Origin of the sequence: Cryobacterium algoritolerans, from assembly GCF_004402785.1 — a bacterium.
GTDB classification, from domain to species: Bacteria; Actinomycetota; Actinomycetes; order Actinomycetales; family Microbacteriaceae; genus Cryobacterium; species Cryobacterium algoritolerans.
Genome location: NZ_SOFP01000053.1, coordinates 1 through 22,079, shown reverse-complemented (window position 1 = coordinate 22,079; position 22,079 = coordinate 1). Strand labels below are relative to the sequence as shown.

Below are 22,079 nucleotides of genomic sequence, written 5' to 3'. Positions count from 1 at the left end.
GAAGCAGCCGCAGCGCAGGCCGCGGCCGGTCGGGGCGCCGCCGGCGGCGGCGGCGGAGGCTCAGGCACCGCGCCGTCACCCGGCACGGTCGTCGATCCGGCCGCGGCACGCGCCTACGCCTCCTCCGCGGTGTCCGCACGGGGGTGGAGCCAGGGCGAGTTCAGCTGCCTGGTGACCCTGTGGAACCGGGAGTCCGGCTGGCGAGCCGACGCCTACAACGCCGACAGCGGCGCCTACGGCATCCCGCAATCCCTTCCCGGCAGCAAGATGGCATCCGCGGGCAGCGACTGGCGTTCGAACGCCGCGACCCAGATCGACTGGGGCCTGGGCTACCTCGCGGGCCGGTACGGGACCCCCTGTGGGGCGTGGGCACACTCCGAGAGCGTCAACTGGTACTGACCCGGTGCCGTGCTCCGCGCCGACCCTGGGCCGCGGCACGAACGCGCCCGGGAAGCCGTCGCCTTGCGTGAACGGCGGCGGTGGCTCCGGGCGCAGGCCGTAGAGTGGGGCCATGAAACGAGTGGGGCCATGAAGCACGGTCAGACCGACGGAACGACGGCAACGTTGCTGGAACTGGCCCAGGCCCACGGGGTGGACACCTCGTTCCGGGGCTGGGACGGCGTGGAACGGCAGGTGCGTGACGAGACGCTGCGCGGCGTGCTCACGGCCCTCGGCGTCCCGGCCGGCTCGCCGGAGGAGCTCGCGTCGTCACTGGCCGAGAAACAGAGTGAGCCGTGGCGCCGGCTCCTGCCGCCGACGGTTGTCGCCCGCGAGGGCAGCGCACTCGACGTCGCCGTGCACGTCGGCACCGGCCAGTCGGTCACGGTGTCGGTAATCGCCGAGGATGGTTCACGTCATCCGGTCCCGCAGCGTGGCGGCTGGAGCGAGCCGCGCGACATCGACGGCCGGGCGATCAGCCGGGCGACCTTCGTCGTGCCCGCCGACCTGCCGCTGGGCTGGCACACCCTTGTCGCCGAGCACGACGGCGAGACGGCCCGGAGTACCCTCGTGGTCACCCCCGAGCGCCTGCAGACCACCCAGGCGCTGGCCGGGCAGCAGAGCTGGGGCCTGATGGCCCAGCTGTACTCCGTGCGGTCCTCACGTTCCTGGGGAATCGGCGACTTCGCCGACCTCGCCGACCTGGCCGCGATCTCCGGCGCCCAGTACGGCGCCGGGTTCGTGTTGGTCAATCCGCTGCACGCCTCCGAGCCGACCCCGCCCGTTGAGCCGTCGCCGTACCTGCCGTCCAGCCGGCGATTCTTCCACCCGCTCTACATCCGGGTCGAGGACATCCCGGAGTACGCCTACCTGTCCGTCGAGTCCCACACCGTGGTGGAGTCCCTCGCCGTCAGACTGCGGCCGTCGAACCTCGACACCGAGCGGCTGGACCGCGACTCGTCCTATGAAGCCAAGCTGACCGCCCTCGAACTGGTCCACTCGGTGCGGCGCAGCCCGGCCAGGGAGAACCAGTTCGAGGTCTTCCGCCGGGAGCAGGGCCAGGGGCTCGAGGATTTCGCCCTGTGGTGCGCGTTGACCGAACGCTTCCCGGCGGACTCGCCGGAGTGGCTGAGGGAACCGACCGGTCCACGTGGCCCGTTCGCTTCCCGGCACCGGGACGAGTTTGCCGATCGGGTGACGTACCACTGCTGGCTGCAGTGGGTGTGCGACCATCAGCTGGAGACCGCCCAGCGCGCCGCGACGGATGCCGGCATGGGCATCGGCATCGTGCACGACCTCGCGGTCGGGGTGCAGCGCCATGGGTCGGATGCCTGGACCCTGCACGACGTGCTCGCCCAGGGGATGACCGTGGGTGCGCCGCCGGACATGTTCAACCAGATCGGCCAGAATTGGTCCCAGCCGCCGTGGCACCCGGGGCGGCTGGCCGAGTCGGGCTACGTCGCGTATCGGGACATGCTCCGCAGCGTGCTCCGTCACGCCGGCGGGGTGCGGGTCGACCACATCCTGGGGCTCTTCCGGCTCTGGTGGATCCCGGAAGGCGTCGGTCCGGGGGACGGCACTTACGTGCACTACGACCACGAGGCGCTGATCGGTATCCTGGCCCTGGAGGCCCAGCGCGCCGGGGCGATCGTGATCGGTGAGGACCTCGGCGTCTTCGAGGGCTGGGTGCGGGAGTACCTGGCCGCGCGTTGCATCTTCGGAACGTCCATCCTCTGGTTCGAGCGCGACAACGGGGTGCCGTTCGCCCCCGAGCACTACCGGCAGCAGTGCCTGACCAGCGTGAACACCCACGACCTGCCGCCGACCGCCGGTTACCTCGCCGGAGACCATGTCGCCCTGCGCGAATCGTTGGGGCTGCTCGGCCGTCCGGTCGAGGAGGAACGGGCCGCGGACGCCGAGGAGCAGGAGGCGGTGCTCGCCCTCGTGCGTGGCCGCGGGCTGCTGCCGGAGTCCGGGACGACCGTGGGCATCCAGGAGACGGTCGAGGCGCTTTATGCGTTCACGGCTCTGACGCCGTCGGCGCTGCTCGGCGTGGCGCTGGTCGACGCGGTCGGCGAGCGGCGCACCCAGAATCAGCCGGGAACAATGAACGAGTACCCGAACTGGCGGATTCCGCTGGCCGGTCCGGACGGGGCATCCGTGCTGATCGACGACCTGCCGGGCAACACACGTTTCGCGTCGCTGATCAGCGCGATGGAGCTCCGCGGCTGAGGCGCTGCCGGCCCGGTGTCTCCGACCCGGCTCTACCGCATCCGCGTCGGCCGGTCGATAATCGAGGCAGGAATCAGTCGACCGCGGAGAGCAGATCATGACCACACGCCTCAACCCGTACCTGAGTTTTCGTGACACGGCCAAGGAGGCCATGGAGTTCTACCAGTCGGTCTTCGGCGGAACCCTGACCCGGAGCACGTTCGCGGAGTTCCGGGTCAGCGAGGACCCGTTCGAGCAAGACAAGACCATGCACGCCGTGCTGGAGACCGAGCGCGGCCTGGTCCTGATGGGTGCTGACACGCCGAACAGTATGGAGTACACGCCGGGCACCAACTATGCGGTGTCACTGAGCGGCGACGCGACGGAGGACGCCGAGTTGCACGGTTTCTGGGACAGGCTTTCGGCCGGCGGCACCGTGACGATGCCGCTCAACAAGGCGCTGTGGGGCGACAGCTTCGGTATGTGCCTGGACAAGTTCGGCGTGAGCTGGATGGTCAATATCGCCGGGAGCCCGGCCTAACACGCAGGGGCTTCGTCGCCTCAGGGTTTGCGGTTCAGGGGGTGCAGGAGTCCCTCGAGCCGGGCAACCGGGTCGTACCAGCCGAGGTCGAGAGTCTCCAGGGGCCTGTCGATCGGGTCCATCGTTTCACGGGGGGTCTCGACCACCTTGGCCGACCTCGATTGCCCCCGAGTCGTAGAGTGAACGGAACGCCCGACGGCAGTTCAACCTGATTCATGCAGTTCCGAGCATTCACTGTTGAGGAAAATGGAATCCGTGACCAACCCTACGAGCACCAGCAGCTTCCGAGACGCGCGGGACCAACTCCTGCGCCTGCGCGAAGCGCATGGGCGTGCATCGGCCGAATTCGCCTGGCCCGAGGTCGGGCCCACCTTCAACTGGGCGACCGACTGGTTCGACGTCATCGCGGAAGGCAATGACAAGACCGCCCTCTGGATCGTGGAGGAGGACGGACGCGAACTCAAGGTCAGCTTCGCGCAGATGTCCACCCGCTCCGACCAGGTCGCGCTCTGGCTGATCCAGCGGGGCGTCAAGCCGGGCGACCACGTCATGCTCATGCTGGGCAACCAGGTGGAGCTATGGGAACTGATGCTCGGCATCATGAAGGCAGGTGCCGTCATCCTCCCGACGTCCACGGTTCTGGCCACCGGCGACCTGGCCGACCGGGTGCGGCGCGGGGGAGTCGACCACGTGATCGCGAACGCGAGCGACGCCGCCAAGTTCGCCCAGGTGGAGGGCGACTACTCGCGAATCTGCGTGGGCGAGGCCGTGGCCGGCTGGGCGCACTACGCCGACGCCGACCTTGTCGCTCCGGGCAAGACCACGGTCACCGTGGCATCCGACGACGCGTCGCTGATCTACTTCACCTCGGGCACGACCAGCAAACCGAAGATGGTGGTGCACACGCAGACCTCCTACCCGGTCGGGCACCTCACCACGATGTTCTGGATCGGGGTGCGTCCGGACGACGTGCACTTGGCGATCAGTTCGCCCGGCTGGGGCAAGCACGCCTGGAGCAGCTTCTTCGCGCCGTGGATCGCTGAGGCGACCGTGTTCGTCTACAACTACGCCCGGTTCGACCCATCCGCCCTCGCCGACCAGCTGCACCGCGCCAAGGTCACCACCTTCTGCGCGCCGCCGACCGTGTGGCGGATGCTGATCCAGTCCGATCTGGGTGTCAAGCCCGACGGGCTCCGCGAAATCCTCTCCGCCGGCGAACCGTTGAACCCCGAGGTGATCAGCCAGATCCAGCGGGCATGGGGGCTGACGATCCGAGACGGTTACGGCCAGACCGAGACCACCGCGATCGTCGGAAACGGGCCGGGGTCCCGGCTCAAGGCCGGCTCGATGGGACTGCCGCTTCCCGGTGTCCGGATCAGCCTGGTCGACCCGATCACGGGTGCGGTGACCGACGAGGGGGAGATCTGCCTTGACCTTTCCGAGACCGCTGTCAACCTGATGGCGGGCTACCACGGCGACCCAGAACGCACGGCCGAGGCCGTGCGCGACGGCTACTTCCACACCGGCGACGTCGCCAGCCGCGACAGCGATGGCTACATCACGTTCATCGGACGCACGGACGACATCTTCAAGTCCTCCGACTACAAGGTGTCACCGTTCGAGGTCGAGAGTGTGCTGCTCGAGCATCCGGCCGTCGCGGAGGCCGCGGTCGTGCCGGCACCGGACGACACCCGCCTCAACATTGCGAAGGCCTACATTGCCCTTGCCGCCGGTTGGGAGTCCAACGGTGCAACCGCCCTCGAGGTGCTGCGCCACGCCCGAAACGGGCTACCTCCCTATATGCGCGTTCGACGCGTCGAGTTCTTCGAACTGCCCAAGACCAGCTCCGGCAAGATCCGCCGGGTCGAGCTCAGGACGCGCGAGGATGACGCGGCGGCCACCCGGACGCGGCTGGCCGACGAGTGGCGCGACGACCAGTTCCCCGAACTCAAGCGCTGATCCTCGCCTCCGCGTTCCGCGAAAGTGCACTTTTGGCCCCCTTGCGGGAGCGGAAGGGGCCAAAAGTGCACTTTCGCGGTTAGGGGTGGCGGGAGGTTGCTGCGAGGTCGACGAGGCGATCAATGGCGGCGAGGGGTATCGGGAGCCAGGTCGGCCGGTTGCGGGTCTCGTAGACGGCCTCGTAGAGGGCCTTGTCGAGTTCGAACGCGCTCAGCAGCGCACCCTGCGCATCGAGGTCCAGGCCGGACCGTTCGGCGTAGCCGTCGAGGAACGCCTCTCGGCAGGCGTCGGCCCAGGCCTGTGCGACCTGCGCTGAACGTTCCGGATGCGTCAATTCGATGGTGCCCGCCGCGTACGAGAACGACCGGAGCATGCCGGCGACGTCCCGGAGCGGGACATCCGGCCGGTTGCGCTCCTTCAGTGGGCGGAGCGGTTCGCCCTCGAAATCGACCAGGACCCAGCCTCTGCCGCCGGGCACGTTGAGCACCTGGCCCAGGTGATAGTCGCCGTGGATGCGCTGCAGCCTCGGCCATGGCGCGGTCCGCGCCCTGCTGAAGATGGTCTCGATCGCGGTGCGGTACTCAGCAAGCGAGGGGATCTCGGCCACGGCGATGCGGTAACGTTCCCGGATGCCGGCCAGCTCGGCGTCGATCACCGCGCGGGTGGCCTCGCGGGTCGGCATCATCGTGGCCAGGTCGGCGTGCACGGCGGCCGTCGCCACGCCGAGGTCGTGGGCCTCCCGGCTGAAGTCCTCCTCGGCCGAGGCCGAAGCCAGCGCCGCGCGCCAGGCGTCCTCGACGCCCGGCAGGAACTCCTGGGCGAAGGCAAGGTGACCTCTGGCCCGGCCGTCGTGGCGGTCGGGGTCGTCCCATTCGCCCTCGACGTAGCCGATCGGTTCTGGCACGAACCGTGAGCCGGCCCTGGCCAGGGCTGCCTGCACCGAGATGTCGGGGTTCTCCCCGTGGTGCAGGGCACGGAACACCTTGCAGATGACCGGGCGGGCGGGGGCGCCGTCCGCGCCACGGGTGTCGAAGATGATCGAGGTGTTCGACTGTTCCCCGGTCAGCACGCGGCTGGCCGCCACCGTATATAGAGGAGTGTCCTTCGGGTCGAGCAGCAGTTCGCCCCGCGCGCGGCCGCCCGCGTCCTCCGCACCGAGCGAGGAACCCTCGCCCAGGATGATCCGCAGGATCGCGCTCGCGTACGCGGGGTCATACGGTGCGTCGTAGAGGAATCGAGCCTTCCCGTCCGGGCCAAGCACCGTGGTGACCAGGGCGCGCTGCCCGTTCGGCAGCGGATCGGTGCGTTCGGTCAGCGGTAGCTGGTAGAGCGAATCCTCCCCGGGCGTGGAATCGATGACGAGGTAGGTGCGGATCTCAACGCCCGGTTCGGCCGCCGGCAGTGACCACCGGGCGATGCTGTGGAGAACGGGAATGTGTCCCTTGCTCGCGAACCAGCGCTGTGTTGCGACCCATCGGTTGAGGTAATCCGGGAGAGGGGTGCCGCGACCGTTCTCAGTCATGTCGCCAGCGTACGCCAGCGGCGGCATCCGTCGGGGTGGTGCGACCGGGCGATCAGACCCGACGGATGCCGTACGCCACCGTGGCCAGGCAGCCGGCACAGACTGCGGCCAGCAGGCTCATCAACGCGGCGTAGCTCGCCACCGAGTTCAGCCAGGCGAACAAGACCGGCAACAGGAAGCCGACGTAGGTGAGGCTGTAGTAGACACCGGTGATACCGGCGAGGTCGGCGGGGGTGGAGATCCGCTGGATCTCGACCAGGCCGGCCACCACGCAGATGCCGTAGGACGCGCCGAGAGTGATCGCCGTGGCCAGCGCGAGCACGGGGGAGAGCACGATGGCGGTGGCGATCGAGAGCAGCAGGCCGAGCAGCATGATGCTCATCCCCACCACGAGGGCCCGTCCCTTGGTGACCAGGTTGATCCGGGCAACGAGAGGCTGTACGAGCGCCCCGGTGCCGAGCGTCACGACGGTGAGCAGGGTCGCGAACGCGAGGTTGAGCGACCCCAACTGGTCCTCGACGAGCTTGGGCATTATCGCGTAAGCGATGGCGGCGGCGCCGAAGACCCAGGGGGCCGAGGGGGCGATGACCCGCACGAACCGGCGGTGGCCGGCCAGCGGCACCGCGAGGTCCTGCCAGAACGGCCGGTGCGAACGGAACCGCGGCACCGTCTCCGGAGCGCGGAGGAGCCGAGGCAGCACGAGCAGGCTGAGCAGGATGTGAACAAGGTAAGGGGAGAGGGTGGGCATCGGGCCCCACTGGGCGAGGGCGCCTGCAACTCCGGCGCCGAGGCCGAACCCGACCGTTAAGGTGAGGGCAGGTCGCCGGGCGCCGGCCGTGCGGTCGGCCTGGCGGTCGAACGGCGCGCTGGAAAGCTCCTTGAGCCAGGCGGTCCCGACCGACATCGCGACACCCACGCTCAGGCCGGCCAGGAAGCGGCCGAGAGAGAGTGAGACCCCGCTGAAGAAACCGAGGCCGAGCAGGAGGCTGGCGACGATGCCGATCGCCACGCCGGCGACGGATAGCGGCTTGCGCCCGTAACGGTCGGACAGGGCGCCGGCCACCAACAGGCCGGGTATCAGCCCGACCACGTAGAAACCGAGGAAGAGATCGGCCATCAGGGCCGAGTAGTGGCCGAGTGACTCGTACATGTGTAGGAGCGGGGTGAAGTGATTGCCACCCCAGGCCATCACGAAGAGGGCGGGCGCGGCGAGCTGCCAGGCGGGGACGGTACGGCGGAAGTTCATGAATCTTTCTGAATCGAAGTAGGCGCTGGGTGCCGGGATCAGGATTCGAGCGGCCTCTGGCAGCCGTGCCGCACATGCCTGCGGAGAGCGGCCTCGTACCCGGGGGCGTCACCGGCGCGGAGGTAGCCGGCGAGGGCCCGGTGTTCGGTGATGAAATGCTCGAGGCTGCCGGGATCGCGCGTCGCGGCGCGGTGTAGGAGTCGCTTGAGCCGCGGCCCGAGCTGGGTGTAGAAGTCGTCGATGACCCGGTTGCGGGACTCGTCGACTACTCGGGCGTGGAAGCGGTGGTCGGCGCGGGCGAAGGCGAGCAGATCGCCGGTGCGGGCGGCCTCTTCCTGCAGCAGGATCAAAGCGGCCAGGTCGTCGTCCACGGCGTGGTCGGCGCCAAGCCGCATGCTGTGCAGTGCCACGGCGGTCGTCTCGAACATGATGCGCACCTGGAGCAGCTCGGCGGTTTCGACGTCGTCGAGGGCCGTGACGACCGCGCCCTTCTTCGGAAAGAGCGTGAGGAGTCCGTGTGCCTCGAGTGCAAGGAAGGCTTCCCGCACCGGGGTGCGGCTGATGCCGAGGGTCTCGGCGACTTCGCCTTCCGTGAGCAGTGAGCTCGCGCCGACCGCGCCGGTGATGATCGCCTCGGCGACGTGGGCGTAGACCCGCTCCACCGCGGACGAACCGGTGCCGTTTCGGGGGGACCTGGACGCACTCATGCCACAAGCCTAACCATAAATGCATCAATAAATACAATTTTGACCGGATTGGGTGCCCGGCCTGATCCCGGCAGCCGCGCCAAACCCCGACAAAAACTCTCTTATAGACTTGCCAGCGCAGCCATCCGAGACATGCCCTCCGCAGAGTCCGAGCCCTTCGCCCCCGCGATCCCGCTCGCCTCACCAGATGTGATCGCCTGCCGCCACCTCCGGCCGCACACATTCCTACCGCAGAGGCATCCGTGACCACGACAGCACCCAAGCCCACCCTTCTCGAAGCACTGGCCGAGGTTCTGCCTGCCGGCCAGCTGATCACCGGTGAGAAGACCGGCACCTACCTCCGGGACCAGTCCGACAGCACCGCGGCCGGCGTCCCGATCGCGGTCGCGCTGCCGGTGAACACCGAGCAGGTTGCGGCCGTCGTCGCCTTCGCCGCGGCCCACCGCATCCCGATCGTGCCGCAGGGCGCGCGCACCGGATTGGCGGGGGGAGCCAACGCGATCGAGGGTTCCATCGTGTTGAGTACGACCCGGCTGAACAAGATCGTGTCCGTGGACGCCGAGGACCAGACCGCCACCGTGCAGGCCGGCGTGCGCACCTACGCCCTCGCCAGGGCAGCCGCCGCGGTCGGGTTGTTCTACCCGCCGGATCCCGGCTCGTGGAAGGGGTCGACCGTCGGCGGCAACGTCGCCACCAACGCCGGCGGGATGCTCTGCGTCAAGTACGGCGTCACGGGGAACTTCGTGCGCCAGCTCACCGTCGTGCTCGCCGACGGCTCCATCGTGCGCACCGGACAGCGCACCATCAAGGGCGTCACCGGGTATGACCTGACATCGCTCCTGGTCGGTTCGGAGGGCACCCTCGGCATCATCACCGAGATCACGGTCGGACTGCTGCCAGCCCCTGCCCCGGCATCCGGGGTCTCGGCCACGTTCGCCGGCACAGAGGCGGCGCTCGCGGCGGCCGCTCTGATCGTCGCGTCCAACCGGCGCCCCAGCATCCTGGAATATCTCGATGGCCCGTCGATCACCGCGATCAACGCCTTCGACCCGGAGTCGAAGCTGCCGGCCGGGGCGGCCGCCCTACTGCTCGTGCAGTCGGACCAGGCCGGCCAGGCTCACGACGACGTCGAGGAGTACGCCGCCATCCTCCGTGGCGAGGGCGCCACCGAAGTACTCGTCGCCCACGACCCGGCGCACCTGGACCAGCTGATGACGGCGCGTCGGCTGTTGCAGCCTGCGCTGCAGGCCGCCCGCGGTTCCAGCCTCAACGAGGACATCACCGTGCCCCGGTCCCAGCTGCAGGCGCTGCTCACCGGGCTCACCGAGATCTCCCGCGACCTGTCGATCCCGATCGGCACCGGCGGTCACCTTGGCGACGGAAACCTCCACCCGATGATCGGATTCGACGCGGGGAACCCGGCCGAAGTCGAAGCGGCCCACGAGGCCTTCGCCCGGGTCATCCGGCTCGCGATCTCCCTCGGCGGCTCCGCCTCGGGAGAGCACGGCATCGGGATGCTCAAGCAGGCGCACCTCGACGACGAACTCGGACCCATCCTGCGCGACCTCCAGCGTCGGGTGAAAAAAGCCTTCGACCCCGACTCGCTGCTCAATCCCGGAAAAAAATTGTGAAATCTTCTCCGGCCTGGGACCGGAACGTTCGTTCTGGCCCCTGGACAGGCCTTTGGATCTGTGCGGAGATCGCCTTTCCGTCCGTCCGAATGCCCCGGCGATTCGTGTCGCGCACGGGCCGCGTCCCCTTAAGGCACGGGCGCGAAACGGCGGGGTCGATTCGTGCTACGGGTCCGGCGACGGGAGTAGGGTTGGCAGAAGAGGGCAAGTCACGATGCATCGTCGCATTAGCCGCAATCCTCGTGTTCCTGCTCTCCAGGCCCGACTGTGGGAGACACACTTCTGCGGCGGGGGAGACTCGATCCCACGAGGAGTGCAATCTACATGACCATCACAGAAGGTGTTCGCAGCGACAAAGACGCGACGCAGGCCGAGCGTCCGGATTTCGTGTCCGGCCCCTGGCAGGATTCGATCGATCTTCGAGATTTCATCCAGCGCAATTACACGCCTTACTTGGGCGACGCAACCTTCCTGGCGGGCCCGACGGCTCGCACGACCGGGGTGTGGGCCAAGCTGTCCGCCATGTTCCCCGAGGAACGACGCAAGGGCGTCTATGACGTTGACGCGACCACTCCGTCATCCATTACGGCCCACAAGCCCGGTTATATCGACCAGCCCAACGAGGTCATTGTCGGCCTGCAGACGGATGCTCCGCTCAAGCGAGCGATCATGCCGTTCGGCGGCTGGCGCATGGTTGCCACATCGCTCGAGACCTACGGCTACCCCGTGTCTCCCGAGCTCGAAAAGATCTTCACTGACTACCGCAAGACCCACAACACCGCCGTGTTCGATGTCTACCCTCCCGGGGTGCGCCGCGCGCGCAGCAGCCACCTGATCACGGGTCTTCCCGACGCTTACGGTCGCGGCCGGATCATCGGTGACTACCGTCGCGTTGCTCTTTATGGTGTCGACGCCCTCGTCGCCGGCAAGAAGAACGACCGTGCCGAGCTCGACATGGAGCCCTCGACCGAGGACATCATCCGCGCCCGCGAGGAGAACTCGGAGCAGATCCGGGCACTCAAGGAACTCGTTGCGATGGCCGCCAGCTATGGCTCCGACATCACCAAGCCGGCCGTCACGGCCCAGGAGGCCGTGCAGTGGCTGTACTTCGCCTACCTCGGTGCGGTCAAGGAACAGAACGGCGCAGCAATGTCGTTCGGCCGCAACGCGGCCTTCCTCGACACCTACATGGAGCGCGACATCGCCGCCGGTGTCCTGACCGAGTCCGGTGCCCAGGAACTCATTGACGACCTCGTCATCAAGCTCCGCATCGTGCGCTTCCTGCGTACCCCCGAATACGACGAGATCTTCGCCGGGGACCCGACCTGGGTCACCGAGTCGCTCGCCGGCATCGGCGAGGACGGCCGCGCGCTGGTCACCAAGACGACCTTCCGCTTCCTCCAGACGCTGTACAATATCGGCGCCGCACCGGAGCCGAACCTCACCGTGCTGTGGAGCGATGCCCTTCCAGAGGGCTTCAAGCGCTTCTGCGCCCAAGTGTCGATCGACACCTCGGCGATCCAGTTCGAGTCGGACGAGATCATCCGCGCCGAGATGGGTGACGACGCCGCGATCGCCTGCTGCGTTTCACCCATGCGCGTCGGCAAGCAGATGCAGTTCTTCGGGGCCAGGGTCAACGCCGTCAAGGCGCTCCTGTACTCGATCAACGGCGGCAAGGACGAGGTCTCCGGAAAGCAGATTGCCCCGGCAACGGCTCCGAACACCGACGAGATCCTCTCCTACGACACCGTCTTCCCCGCCTACCTCGAGACCCTCGAATGGCTGGCGGAGACATACGTCACCGCGCTGAACTGCATCCACTACATGCACGACAAGTACGCTTACGAGCGCCTCGAAATGGCGCTGCACGACAAGGAGATCATCCGCACGATGGCCTGCGGCATCGCCGGCCTGAGCGTGGTTGCCGACTCCCTGTCGGCCATCAAGTACGCCACGGTGCGCCCGGTGCGTGACGAGACCGGTCTCGTCGTCGACTATACGATCGAGGGCGAATTCCCCCAGTTCGGTAACGACGACGACCGGGTCGACTCCATGGCCGTTGACGTGATGGAGCGGTTCATGACCATGATCCGCAAGCACCCCACCTACCGGGACGCGATCCACACCCAGTCGATCCTGACGATCACGTCCAACGTGGTCTACGGCAAGGCGACCGGCAACACGCCGGATGGCCGCCGCAAGGGCGAGCCGTTCGCACCGGGTGCCAACCCGATGAACGGCCGAGACACCCACGGGATGCTCGCGTCCGCGCTCAGCGTCGCCAAGCTACCGTACAGCGAGGCGCAGGACGGTATCTCGCTGACCAACACCGTCGTGCCCAGTGGCCTCGGCCACACCAAGGAAGAGCAGATCACCAGTCTGGTCGGCCTCATCGACGCGTTCACGTCGGCGACCGGGTACCACATCAACGTCAACGTGCTGAACAAGGACACTCTCGAAGACGCCATGCTGCACCCGGAGAACTACCCGCAGCTGACGATTCGTGTCTCCGGCTACGCGGTCAACTTCGTGCGCCTCACCCGCGAGCAGCAGATGGATGTCATCAGCCGCACGTTCCACTCGCACTAACATTCACCGATAACAACACGCGGCGACGCTGAGTAGGACGAGACAATGCCAGCAGTAAACCTCGGCCTGCCCAGCGCCGGCGCCGCCATCGCTTTGGTGGACGGTTCATCCGTCAGCAGTGAACAGGCCGAACTGGCCGAACTCCACCATCTCGAGATGGAAGCGATCCACAACGGCTCGGTTGCCAGTGTCCACTCGTGGGAACTGGTCACGGCCGTCGACGGTCCAGGCACGCGGATGACGCTCTTCCTCTCCGGGTGCCTGCTACGTTGCCAGTACTGCCACAACCCCGACACCTGGAAGATGCGTGACGGGTTGCTGACCACGCTCGATGACCTCGTGACCCGGGTCAAGCGCTACAAGGGCGTCTTCGACGCGACCGGGGGAGGGCTGACCATCTCCGGTGGTGAGCCGCTCATGCAGCCGGCCTTCGTAGCGCGCATCTTCGAGGAATGCCACAAGCTGGGCGTGCACACCACGCTGGACACCTCCGGTTTCCTGGGCAAGAGCGCGTCCGAAACATTGCTGGACAACCTCGATCTGGTGCTGCTCGACGTCAAGTCGGGCATCCCCGAGACGTACAAGGAGGTGACCGGCCGCGAGCTTGCTCCGACGGTCGAGTTCGGTGACCGTCTCGCGGAACGGAAGATCCCGGTGTGGGTGCGTTTCGTGCTCGTGCCGGGACTCACGGACGCCGTCGAGAATGTCGACGCCGTCGCCGAGATCGTGGCGCGGTGGCCGAACGTCGAACGGGTCGAGGTGCTGCCGTTCCACCAGATGGGCGAGGACAAGTGGGACAGGCTGAGCCTTCCCTACCCACTGCACGGAGTTCACCCGCCGGACAACGAACTGCAGGAACGCGTGCGGGACCAGTTCCGGGCGCGGGGGCTGACGGTCTTCTGAGACCGGTTCCACGGCATTTCCCGGAAAGAGCGTGGCAAAGCGCGGATGTCACGCGGTAAAAAAGGCCCGACAGCATCCGCTGTCGGGCCTCTTTTTGCTTGCCCGGCTCTGGCGGACCGCCCCCGGTTGCGGGATGATGGTGGCCGGAACACACGAGCCTGATTCGGGCCCGGTAGCCTGACCGGGGCCTGCCATATTCGGGACACCATGGCAAGCCCCTCCTCAGGAAACCCTGGATGGGGTTTTATGGTGAATGAATCGAGCGGGGCCGGTCGGGGGTGACATGATGCGCAACTCGGGGTTCGCCGAGCGGCGGACCATTTCCGGCGTATTCGGCGGGCTGATCGGACTCCTTGCGATGAGTTCGGCGGCCGGGCTGCTGATGGCGGCCGCGGTCACCCCGGTGATGGCGTTGTCGAGCATCGCAGCCACCGACACCATTAACGTCTTCGAGAACCTGCCCGAGTTCCTCTCCATCGACCGGTTGTCCCAGAAGAGCAACATCTACGCGACACGGAGCGATGGCACGACGGCCTTGCTTGCGTCGTTCTATGACCAGAACCGCATCGAGGTCGGACTGGACGAGATCAGTCCGTATGTCAAGGATGCCGCCATCGCCAGCGAGGACCCTCGGTTCTACGAGCACGGCGGCGTCGATCTCCAGGGGACCATCCGGGCGGCCGTGAATACCTTCGCCGGTGGAGATATCCAGGGGGGATCGTCGATCACCCAGCAGTACGTCAAGAATGTCCTGGTGCAGAAGTGCGAGGTCCTCTCCGACGTGGCGGCCCAACACACGTGTTACCTCGCGGCCACCGAGACCAGCGCCGACCGCAAGCTCAAGGAGATGCGTCTCGCCATCGGGATCGAGAGGAAGTACTCGAAGAACGACATCCTCCGTCAATACCTGAACATCGCGGGCTTCGGCGGCACGGTCTACGGCATCGAGGCCGCGGCGAACTACTACTTCAACACCACAGCGGCGAACCTGACCCTGCCGCAGGCGGCGAGCCTCGTCGCCACCATCAACAACCCCGTGAAGTTCCAGCTGGATGATCCACAGAGCGAGACCAACGGTGCGGCGAACGGCTACCAGACCAACCGGGCCCGCCGCGACTATATCCTCCGGGACATGTTCACCCACCGGAAGATCACCCGGGCCGAGTTCGACGCCGCGGTCCGGACTCCGGTTGAGCCGTCCATTGCCGAGCCGAGCACCGGCTGCCAGACGGCCGCGGGCAGCGCCTTCTTCTGCGACTACGTCACGCACGTGCTGCGCAACGATCCGACCTTCGGCGCCGACGAGGCGACCAGGTTGCTCAATTTCCGGCGCGGCGGCTACAACGTCTACACGACCATCGACCTGGACCTGCAGAACGCGGCCGAGAACACGATCCGGGCCAACGTGCCGACGTCGTACCCCGGCTGGGATGTGGGCAGCGTCATCTCCAGCGTGCAGGTCGGCACTGGACGGGTGCTGGCGATGGCGCAGAACAAGGACTACAGCCAGGACCCGCTGGTGCAGGCCACGGGAGCCAACTTCACCGGGATCAACTACAACACCGACTACGTCGACGGCGGATCGAGCGGATTCCAGCCGGGCTCGACCTACAAGGTGTTCACCCTCGCGGAATGGCTGAGGGAAGGGCATTCCCTCAACGAACGGGTCGACTCGCGGCGAAAGGCGAACTGGGGCACCTTCAAGGACAGCTGCCTGGGCCCGCAGAACTACGACCGCGACAAATGGAACCCCAAGAACGACGCGAATGAAAGCGGTGCCCACTACAGTGCACTCGAGGCGACGATCGGCTCGATCAACACCGGCTATATCGGGATGGCGAAGAAGCTCGACCTGTGCGGCATCCGTCAGACCGCCGAGGCCTTCGGAATGCGCCGCGCCGACGGTGATCCTCTGCTCCAGAACGCGGCATCGGTGATCGGAACAAACGAAATCGCCCCGTTGAGCATGGCCGTCGCGTTCGCCGGAATCGCCAACAAGGGCGTGGCCTGCACCCCGGTCGTGATCGACAAGATCCTCGACTCCACCGGCGCCGAGGTGCCCGTTCCGGTCTCACAGTGCACGCAGGCGGTCGATCCGGCGGTGACCGCTGGGATGGCCTACGCGATGCGGCGGGTGATGACGAACGGCACGGCTCAGCAGTCCTACCGCGACACCGAGCCGCGGGTGCCGATGATCGGCAAGACCGGAACGACGGACGGGAACAAGGACACCTGGATGAGCGGTGCCAGCACCAAGGTCGCCACCGTCGTCGCCGTGGTCAGCCTCACGGGTGAGACCAACCAGCGGCTGGTGTACTTCGACAGCGGCCAAGCCGCCACGGCACGCCATCGAATGTGGCCGGCCGTCATGTCGGTCGCCAACGCGAAGTACGGCGGCGACGCGTTCGACGAGGCCGCACCGAACACCGTGATCAAGGTGGGCACCGGGCCGCGCTAGCAGGGCAACGGCCAGGACCGGGGCTTTTGTTATGCCACGGCGATAAGGGCCTCGTTGTGTTTGAGGAAGCCCGGCTTCCAGGGTGGGTCGAATCGCGCGAAGTAGACGCTGCCGACCGGCTGGAGGCCCGCCCGTCGGATGGCCGCCACGAGGGTGTCGCCGTTCTCCCGGAAGCGGGCCTCGTTCCACCCGCCGCTGAACCTGCGCGCCGCGGCCTCATGCGCCGGCACCGCCCTGGTGGTCACCCTGGCGTCCTGCGGCACGGGAACGGCGGAGGCCGGCATCCCCTCGGGAAGCACGAAACTGACGGTGTGCACGGCGTCGGTCGTGGTCTCCTGGAGCACCGGCGCAGTCATCGCGATCCGAATGGAGGCCTGGTTGTTGCCGCTGATGTAGCGGAAGAGGGGTCCGAAAGCGGCGTTGCCCGCGCCGGTGAACTCGCCGGTGACCTCCACCTGCACAAGCACATAGTCGGGGTAGTGGCGGAGCTCGAAGTCGGCGTATTCCCGCAGAACCTGATAGGGCTGTTGTTCGGTCATGGGCGCCAGTGTAGGCCGCGCGACCGGCAACGGGGTGTGTAGGGCGTCCGCCGGAATCCGCGGCGGGACTATGCGCGGAGCGGCCAGAGGTGGTGCACGTTGTCGACCGGGATGGCGGCCAGTTCGGCCGCGAGTTCTGCGGCCCGGTCCGTGTGCCGTGCCGCGGCCTCTGCCTTCCGCCGCTGGTCGACCTTGCGGGCGACGTCGGTGAGATCCCACAGGTTCTCCCCGGTGATGGACACCCCTTTTGCCCCCGACCTGCGAGTGCGGCCCCGCACGAGGATGTGGCGGGTCTGGAAGACGGGGCCGCCGATCCGTTCCTGCGCATCGTGGAAGAACACGACGTTGGACACCGGCCCGGTGCCATCGTCGAGGCTGACGAACACCACTCGCCGGCCGTTGCGCATCGGTGGGGTGTTCGTGGCGCGCCGCACCCCGGCGATGAGCACCTCGGTTCCGCCGGGCAGGTCGGCAAGCTCGGAGGCCGGGGTGACGCCCAGCTCTGCGAAGAGCGGGTAGAACCGCGTCATCTGGTGGCCGGACACCGCGAGGTTGAGGTCCCGCAACTCCAGGTCGGTCTGGCTGCGTCCGCGCAACTCCAGGGAGGTCACCGCGTCGAATCGCGCACCCTCGAAGCCCTGCACCGGCAATTCCACCTCGAACGCCAGCTGGTCGTCGTTGATGGTGACGGCGGTACCGCGGAGGGACTGCACGTGGGCGAGGAGTTCGTGCCGGCGGGCGCGGTCGTACCCGATGAAACTGTCGAGCGCTCCGACCCTGGCAAGTGCCTCGAACGCCTTTCGCCGCGGCCGCACCCGGTCGCGGAAATCCTGCAGGGAGGAGAAGGGTTGATGGCGCACGATGCGGGCACGTTCGGCCGCGGTGCTTCCGGCGAGTTCGGGGAGGGCCAGACGGATGCCTCGGCGCTCGTCGCCCAGCTCCTCGACCCGGTAGTCGAGAGTGCTTCGCTGCACGTCGAGACCGAGTACCGGCACGCCGAGCAGTCTGGCCTCGGCCACAATAAGGTCCTTCGGCCACATGCCGGGGGCGTGGGTGAGCAGGCCGGCCAGGAACACGGCGGGATGGTGGGTCTTCAGCCAGGCCGACTGGTAGGTCGGCAGTGCGAACGCGGCGCCGTGCGCCTTGGCGAACCCGAAGCTGCCGAAGCCGGCCAGCACTGTCCAGACCTGATCGATGACCGCGGGCGGGAACCCGCGTTCCAGTGCCCGTTCCCGCACGTACGCTTCGATCCGGGGAAGCTGCTCGGGCTTGCCGAGGTGGCGGCGGAAGACATCCGCCCGGCCGAGGCCGCACCCGGTGAGTTCGTCGAAGAGCCGCATCACCTGCTCGTGGAAGATGACGACGCCCTTCGTCTCCCGCAGGATCGGTTCCAGTCGCGGATGGAGGTAGTCAGGCATGACCTCTCCGTGCCTGGCCTGGAGGTACTTCAACGGCATGTTGTTCTGCATCGGGCCGGGCCGGAACAGGGAGATCTCCACCGTCAGGTCGTTGAAGACCTCGGGCTGCAGCTTACCGACCAGTTCCATCTGGCCGGGCGATTCGATCTGGAAGATGCCGAGCGTGCGGGTCGACCGGATCAGTTCGAAGGTGGCCGGGTCGTCGAGCGGGATCCGGTCCAGGTCGATGCTCTCGCCGGACAACCGGTGGTGTTCCTCCACGGCGTGGGCCATGGCCGACTGCATCCGCACGCCGAGGATATCGAGCTTGATCAGCCCCATCGGATCCATGTCGTGCTTGTCGAACTGGGACATCGGCAGTCCCATGCCGGACGCCTGCACCGGGGTGCGGTCGAGCAGGGTCGCGTCGGAGAGGATCACCCCGCAGGGGTGCACCGAGATGTGCCGGGGGAGTCGGTCCAACTTCGCGGTCAGGTCGACCAGTTGGTCGAGTTGCTGGGATTCGCGCACCTCGGCGGCGAGCGGCTCGAGCTCGGGTTTCTCTTCCAGTGCGCGCCGGAAATCCCTGGCGTTGAAGCGCCACATCTGTTTGGCGATCGACGCGACCTGCTCGTGGTTCATCCCGAGGGCCAGGCCGGCGTCGCGTACTGCGCCGCGGCCGCGATAGGCGTTCGTCATCGACATCAGCGAGACTCGGTCGCCACCGAAGGTGTCGAACAGCTTGCGGTAAATGTCGTGGCGGCGCGCAGATTCGACGTCGATGTCGATGTCGGGCAGAGTCTGCCGCTCGGGGGAGAGAAAGCGTTCCCAGAGCAGGCCGTTGGAGAGCGGCTCCACCGACGAGGTGCGGAGCGCATAGTTGAGCACCGAGCCGACCCCGGAACCGCGCGCCTGGATGCGGATGCCCATCTCCCTGATGATGTCCGCCACCCGGGCCACGGTGAGGAAATAGCCGGCGAAGCCGAGGTACTCGACCGTCTTCATCTCGTGCGCGAGTCGGGCGTGCGCGTCCTCCGCCGACGCGGCCCCCCGGCGCACACCGGCCTCCGGCCTCGGATAGAGATCGTCGATGCCGGAGCGAGCCCGTTTCCAGAGCTCGGCGACCGGGTCGCCGCTGACGCCGATGATCCTCGCCTCCGGCATCCGCGGCCGTCCGAGACCGATGTCGGCCTCAGGGTCGAGGGTGCACCGTTCGGCGAGCCGCTCGGTGTCGCGGAAGAGAAGTTCGAGGGCGCCGTCGTCGTGCAGGCCCGCGTCGACCACCATCCGCGCCACCTGGCGCATTGCCCGCGCCGGCTTCAGCCACGCCTGCCCGTTCGTCTGCGGCTGCTCCAGCTCGGCGAGCGGGGTGAGGGTTCGGGCCGCGTCGGCGAGGTCGGCGGTGATGGCCTCCTCGGGGGTGCCATAGCGCACGGCGTTGGTGAGCACGGCCGGCAGGCCCGCATATTCGGCGAGGGCGAGCATCCGGGTGGCCGGCGTCACGCTGCCCGGGGTGCCCGGCTCCGACAGATGGCAGACGACCTCGAGCGACACGGAGTCGGCCGGCATCGCGCGCAGCCAGGCGGTGAGGCGGGCGCGGGCATCCTCGTTGTCGCGGTGCCCGGTGGCGGTGCCCACATCGGAGGCCGGGCCGAGCAGCACGGTGAGCGAGCGGAGCCCGGCCAATTCGGCCAGCCGGGAGCGCGCGATGCTGGGTGTGCCGGCGTTGCCGTGGGCGGTGTTGCCGTGGGCGGTGTTGCCGTGGGCGGTGTTGCCGTGGGCGGCGCTGACGGCGCGGCAGAGCGCCGCGTACCCGCGCCCGTTCGTGTTGCCGTGTGCGAGCACGACCACCCGCCCGAGGGGGAGATGGTCGTCATCGTGCACGGCGAGGTCGGCGCCGAGCCCCGGCCGTACGCCGGCATCGACGCAGGCACGTACGTGTTTGACCGCGCCGTACAGGCCGTCACGGTCGGTCACCGCGAGAAAGGTGCCGTCTTGTGCCTTCGTCTGCGCTGCCAGCGCCTCCGGCATCGTGACCCCGTAGTGAGTGGAGTACGCGCTGGCGACGTGCAGGTGCGGGAAGCTCATCCCCAGTCGAGGGCGAGCACCCATGACCCGTCGACATCACGTCGCAGATCGTAGCGGTGCTGTTCCTCATCCCCGCGTGACGCGTCCACCCGCCACAGTTCGGTGTCGATGCGCAGTGGCACGCCGTCGTTCTCCCACCAGCGGGTTCGGGTGAAAACCGCCTGCGGCTGGCCGATGATGGTGTGTTCGAACCGGTTCCAGGTGAACGCCTGCGGGTCGCCGTCGGCCGACAGCTCGACGTCGACCTGGGTATCGATAATCTGCGGCATCCGTCGCCCTCCGTTGGTTCGAACACGTGTTCGATTCTTGGAGTGTACGTCACACCGCGGACAGACGCCAGCGGGAACCATCAACCGTGCGTTGAGGGTTCCCGCTGGGTGGGTGTCACCCGTGGGTAGCGGACGGGGATAACGGCCGGTCGCTCTTCCTGAAACGGGCCGAATCCGACGGTGGGGAATGGCCGCGGGAGGGTGGCGTGGTGCTGATGTGAGGGAAGCCGCGCGGGCGAAGGCGACCGAGGGCGCGTCAGTGTCCCCGTTCGATGCCCGTTCGATGCCCGGTCGATTGCTGCGCGGCTTTTCGCGATCCTGGATGCCTTCACTTCCCCGCCGGCGACGGCGCTCACCTTGACCGCGATCACATGACGGTCGGGCGTCCCGCTCTCGACCGCGCACCGGCTCGTCGCCGAACGGGTGACCTGGGGTGGGCTCGTCCGCCAGCAAGACGGCAGCTATTCGCTCGGCATGCGGCTCTGGGAGGTGGGCGTGCAGACGCCGATGGCGCGCAACCTCCGCACAATGGCCTTGCCCTACCTCGAAGACCTGTACTACGCAGACGATGACGGCACCGGAGGAGCTGCGGCGTCGGCTCGCCGGCATCCGCAGCCAGGGGGTCGTGCGGATGTCGGAGTAAATGGCGGCAGGATCGAGTTCGCTTGCGGCGCCGATCCGCGACCGTACCGGCCACGTCGTCGCGGCCGTATCGATCGTGACCCACAGCTCGCCAGGGGCGGGTCCTGAGCAGGAGCAGGCCGTGCGCGTGGCGGCACAGGGTATGAGCCGCGCCCTCGGTCGCCACCGGGCGTCCTGATCGTTTCGATGCAGGGCGGATCTCCCCCCGGTGATTGAGCCCGTCGAAATCGGGCCCGGCCCGTCCCCTTCACAATGTGGGTTTGATCGGGTTGTCCACAGTCCGTCGTGAGGGTTTGGTTGGTGTCGGGGAATGTCGGTGGGTGGTCGTAGTGTTCGGTTATGGCCTCCCTGGTGGGTAGCACCCAACAGCAGCTCGGGCTGCTCTTTGACGCTGTCGGGGTGGCCGACCGGGTGATCAGGCAGTGTTTCGCGGTGCGGGCGGAGGGGATCGACCGGACCCGCCGGTTCAGGGAGGCCCACACCGCGTCCAGTCTGTTGGATGCGCGGTCCTTCTGGACCTGGGAGGAGATCGCCGCGCGCGTGCTCTCCAGGGAACTGGCCGCGACGCTGCGGATCCCCGAGCGCACCGCAGTGAACCTGCTCGAGGAGAGCCGGGCCCTTCCCAACGACCAGCCCGCGGCCCTGGCGGCCCTGCCGGCCCTGGCGGCCCTGCCGGCCCTGGCGGCTCCGGCGGGCGGCGGATCAGTTACCGGCACGCGCAGACCGTGGTCGGCCCGGCCTGGTCGATCCCGCCCGAGGGGTCACCCCCACCGGTGTGGGCATCGGGGTGAGAGCGACCGTGCAGGTCACCGTTCCCGTGCTGACGCTCTTCGGGCACCGTGACGCTCCTCGGGCACCGTGACGCTCCGGGTTATCCCGAAGGGTACGGGCCGATCGATCCGGACACGGCCCGGGATCTGGCATCGCGGGCGCCGAGCT

At 67.7% G+C, this 22,079-nt stretch carries 17 protein-coding genes; 10 read left to right on the top strand and 7 right to left on the bottom strand.

Going from position 1 to position 22,079, the window contains the following annotated elements; translation table 11 throughout:
• The 3 genes from E3O19_RS18410 to E3O19_RS12120 form a co-directional block, all read left to right on the top strand.
• A partial coding sequence (locus E3O19_RS18410; RefSeq protein WP_478213371.1) for an aggregation-promoting factor C-terminal-like domain-containing protein occupies window positions 1–399 on the top strand: 399 nt, incomplete at its 5' end.
• A 129-nt stretch (window positions 400–528) separates the two neighbouring features.
• A complete protein-coding gene (malQ, locus tag E3O19_RS12125; RefSeq protein WP_134567939.1) occupies window positions 529–2,670 on the top strand; it encodes a 4-alpha-glucanotransferase in 2,142 nt (713 codons plus the stop codon).
• 97 nt (window positions 2,671–2,767) lie between these two features.
• A complete protein-coding gene (locus E3O19_RS12120) occupies window positions 2,768–3,190 on the top strand; it encodes a VOC family protein (RefSeq protein ID WP_134567937.1) in 423 nt (140 codons plus the stop codon).
• Between the two features lie 20 nt (window positions 3,191–3,210).
• Here the strand turns inward: E3O19_RS12120 and E3O19_RS18615 are convergent, their stop codons facing one another.
• A complete protein-coding gene (locus tag E3O19_RS18615) occupies window positions 3,211–3,336 on the bottom strand; it encodes a hypothetical protein (RefSeq protein WP_277613033.1) in 126 nt (41 codons plus the stop codon).
• Window positions 3,337–3,436: 100 nt separating this feature from the next.
• Between E3O19_RS18615 and E3O19_RS12115 the strand changes: the two genes are divergently transcribed.
• The gene (locus E3O19_RS12115; RefSeq protein ID WP_134567935.1) at window positions 3,437–5,149 is read left to right on the top strand and encodes an AMP-binding protein; all 1,713 of its coding nucleotides are present in this window, start codon (window positions 3,437–3,439) and stop codon (window positions 5,147–5,149) included.
• 79 nt (window positions 5,150–5,228) lie between these two features.
• Here the strand turns inward: E3O19_RS12115 and E3O19_RS12110 are convergent, their stop codons facing one another.
• Genes E3O19_RS12110 through E3O19_RS12100 form a run of 3 tightly spaced genes read right to left on the bottom strand, consistent with a single transcriptional unit; the run spans window position 5,229 to window position 8,624 of the window.
• A complete protein-coding gene (locus tag E3O19_RS12110) occupies window positions 5,229–6,671 on the bottom strand; it encodes a maltokinase N-terminal cap-like domain-containing protein (protein ID WP_134567933.1) in 1,443 nt (480 codons plus the stop codon).
• A 52-nt stretch (window positions 6,672–6,723) separates the two neighbouring features.
• Window positions 6,724–7,917: an MFS transporter gene (locus tag E3O19_RS12105; RefSeq protein WP_134567932.1), complete on the bottom strand. Its 1,194-nt coding sequence runs from the start codon at window positions 7,915–7,917 to the stop codon at window positions 6,724–6,726.
• 38 nt (window positions 7,918–7,955) lie between these two features.
• Window positions 7,956–8,624 carry a GntR family transcriptional regulator gene (locus E3O19_RS12100; protein WP_134567930.1) on the bottom strand — a complete coding sequence of 223 codons (669 nt, stop codon included), beginning with the start codon at window positions 8,622–8,624 and terminating at the stop codon, window positions 7,956–7,958.
• 242 nt (window positions 8,625–8,866) lie between these two features.
• Here E3O19_RS12100 and E3O19_RS12095 point away from each other — a divergent pair, with 242 nt between their 5' ends.
• From E3O19_RS12095 to E3O19_RS12080, 4 genes are all read left to right on the top strand, one after another.
• The gene (locus tag E3O19_RS12095; protein ID WP_134567928.1) at window positions 8,867–10,255 is read left to right on the top strand and encodes an FAD-binding oxidoreductase; all 1,389 of its coding nucleotides are present in this window, start codon (window positions 8,867–8,869) and stop codon (window positions 10,253–10,255) included.
• A gap of 324 nt (window positions 10,256–10,579) precedes the next feature.
• Window positions 10,580–12,844: a formate C-acetyltransferase gene (gene pflB, locus E3O19_RS12090; RefSeq protein ID WP_134567927.1), complete on the top strand. Its 2,265-nt coding sequence runs from the start codon at window positions 10,580–10,582 to the stop codon at window positions 12,842–12,844.
• A 45-nt stretch (window positions 12,845–12,889) separates the two neighbouring features.
• Complete coding sequence (pflA, locus tag E3O19_RS12085; protein WP_134567925.1) at window positions 12,890–13,747, top strand: pyruvate formate-lyase-activating protein; 858 nt, start codon at window positions 12,890–12,892, stop codon at window positions 13,745–13,747.
• A 283-nt stretch (window positions 13,748–14,030) separates the two neighbouring features.
• Window positions 14,031–16,205, top strand: coding sequence for a transglycosylase domain-containing protein (locus tag E3O19_RS12080; protein ID WP_166804559.1), 2,175 nt, complete (start codon window positions 14,031–14,033; stop codon window positions 16,203–16,205).
• Between the two features lie 29 nt (window positions 16,206–16,234).
• Here the strand turns inward: E3O19_RS12080 and E3O19_RS12075 are convergent, their stop codons facing one another.
• The 3 genes from E3O19_RS12075 to E3O19_RS12065 all read right to left on the bottom strand — a co-directional run bounded on the left by E3O19_RS12075 (window position 16,235) and on the right by E3O19_RS12065 (window position 20,498).
• Window positions 16,235–16,744, bottom strand: coding sequence for an SOUL family heme-binding protein (locus tag E3O19_RS12075; RefSeq protein WP_134567921.1), 510 nt, complete (start codon window positions 16,742–16,744; stop codon window positions 16,235–16,237).
• 68 nt (window positions 16,745–16,812) lie between these two features.
• Entirely contained in the window at window positions 16,813–20,229 is a 3,417-nt protein-coding gene (locus tag E3O19_RS12070) for a DNA polymerase III subunit alpha (protein ID WP_134567919.1), read from the bottom strand.
• Window positions 20,226–20,498 (bottom strand): hypothetical protein, encoded by a 273-nt coding sequence (locus E3O19_RS12065; protein WP_134567918.1) that lies wholly within the window; start codon window positions 20,496–20,498, stop codon window positions 20,226–20,228. The genes E3O19_RS12070 and E3O19_RS12065 overlap by 4 nt, the downstream gene beginning before the upstream one ends.
• Window positions 20,499–20,921: 423 nt before the next feature.
• Here E3O19_RS12065 and E3O19_RS18405 point away from each other — a divergent pair, with 423 nt between their 5' ends.
• Both E3O19_RS18405 and E3O19_RS17840 read left to right on the top strand, forming a co-directional pair.
• Window positions 20,922–21,248 carry a helix-turn-helix domain-containing protein gene (locus E3O19_RS18405; protein WP_241981351.1) on the top strand — a complete coding sequence of 109 codons (327 nt, stop codon included), beginning with the start codon at window positions 20,922–20,924 and terminating at the stop codon, window positions 21,246–21,248.
• A 231-nt stretch (window positions 21,249–21,479) separates the two neighbouring features.
• Window positions 21,480–21,983 (top strand): hypothetical protein, encoded by a 504-nt coding sequence (locus E3O19_RS17840; protein ID WP_166804558.1) that lies wholly within the window; start codon window positions 21,480–21,482, stop codon window positions 21,981–21,983.
• Window positions 21,984–22,079 lie beyond the last annotated feature (96 nt).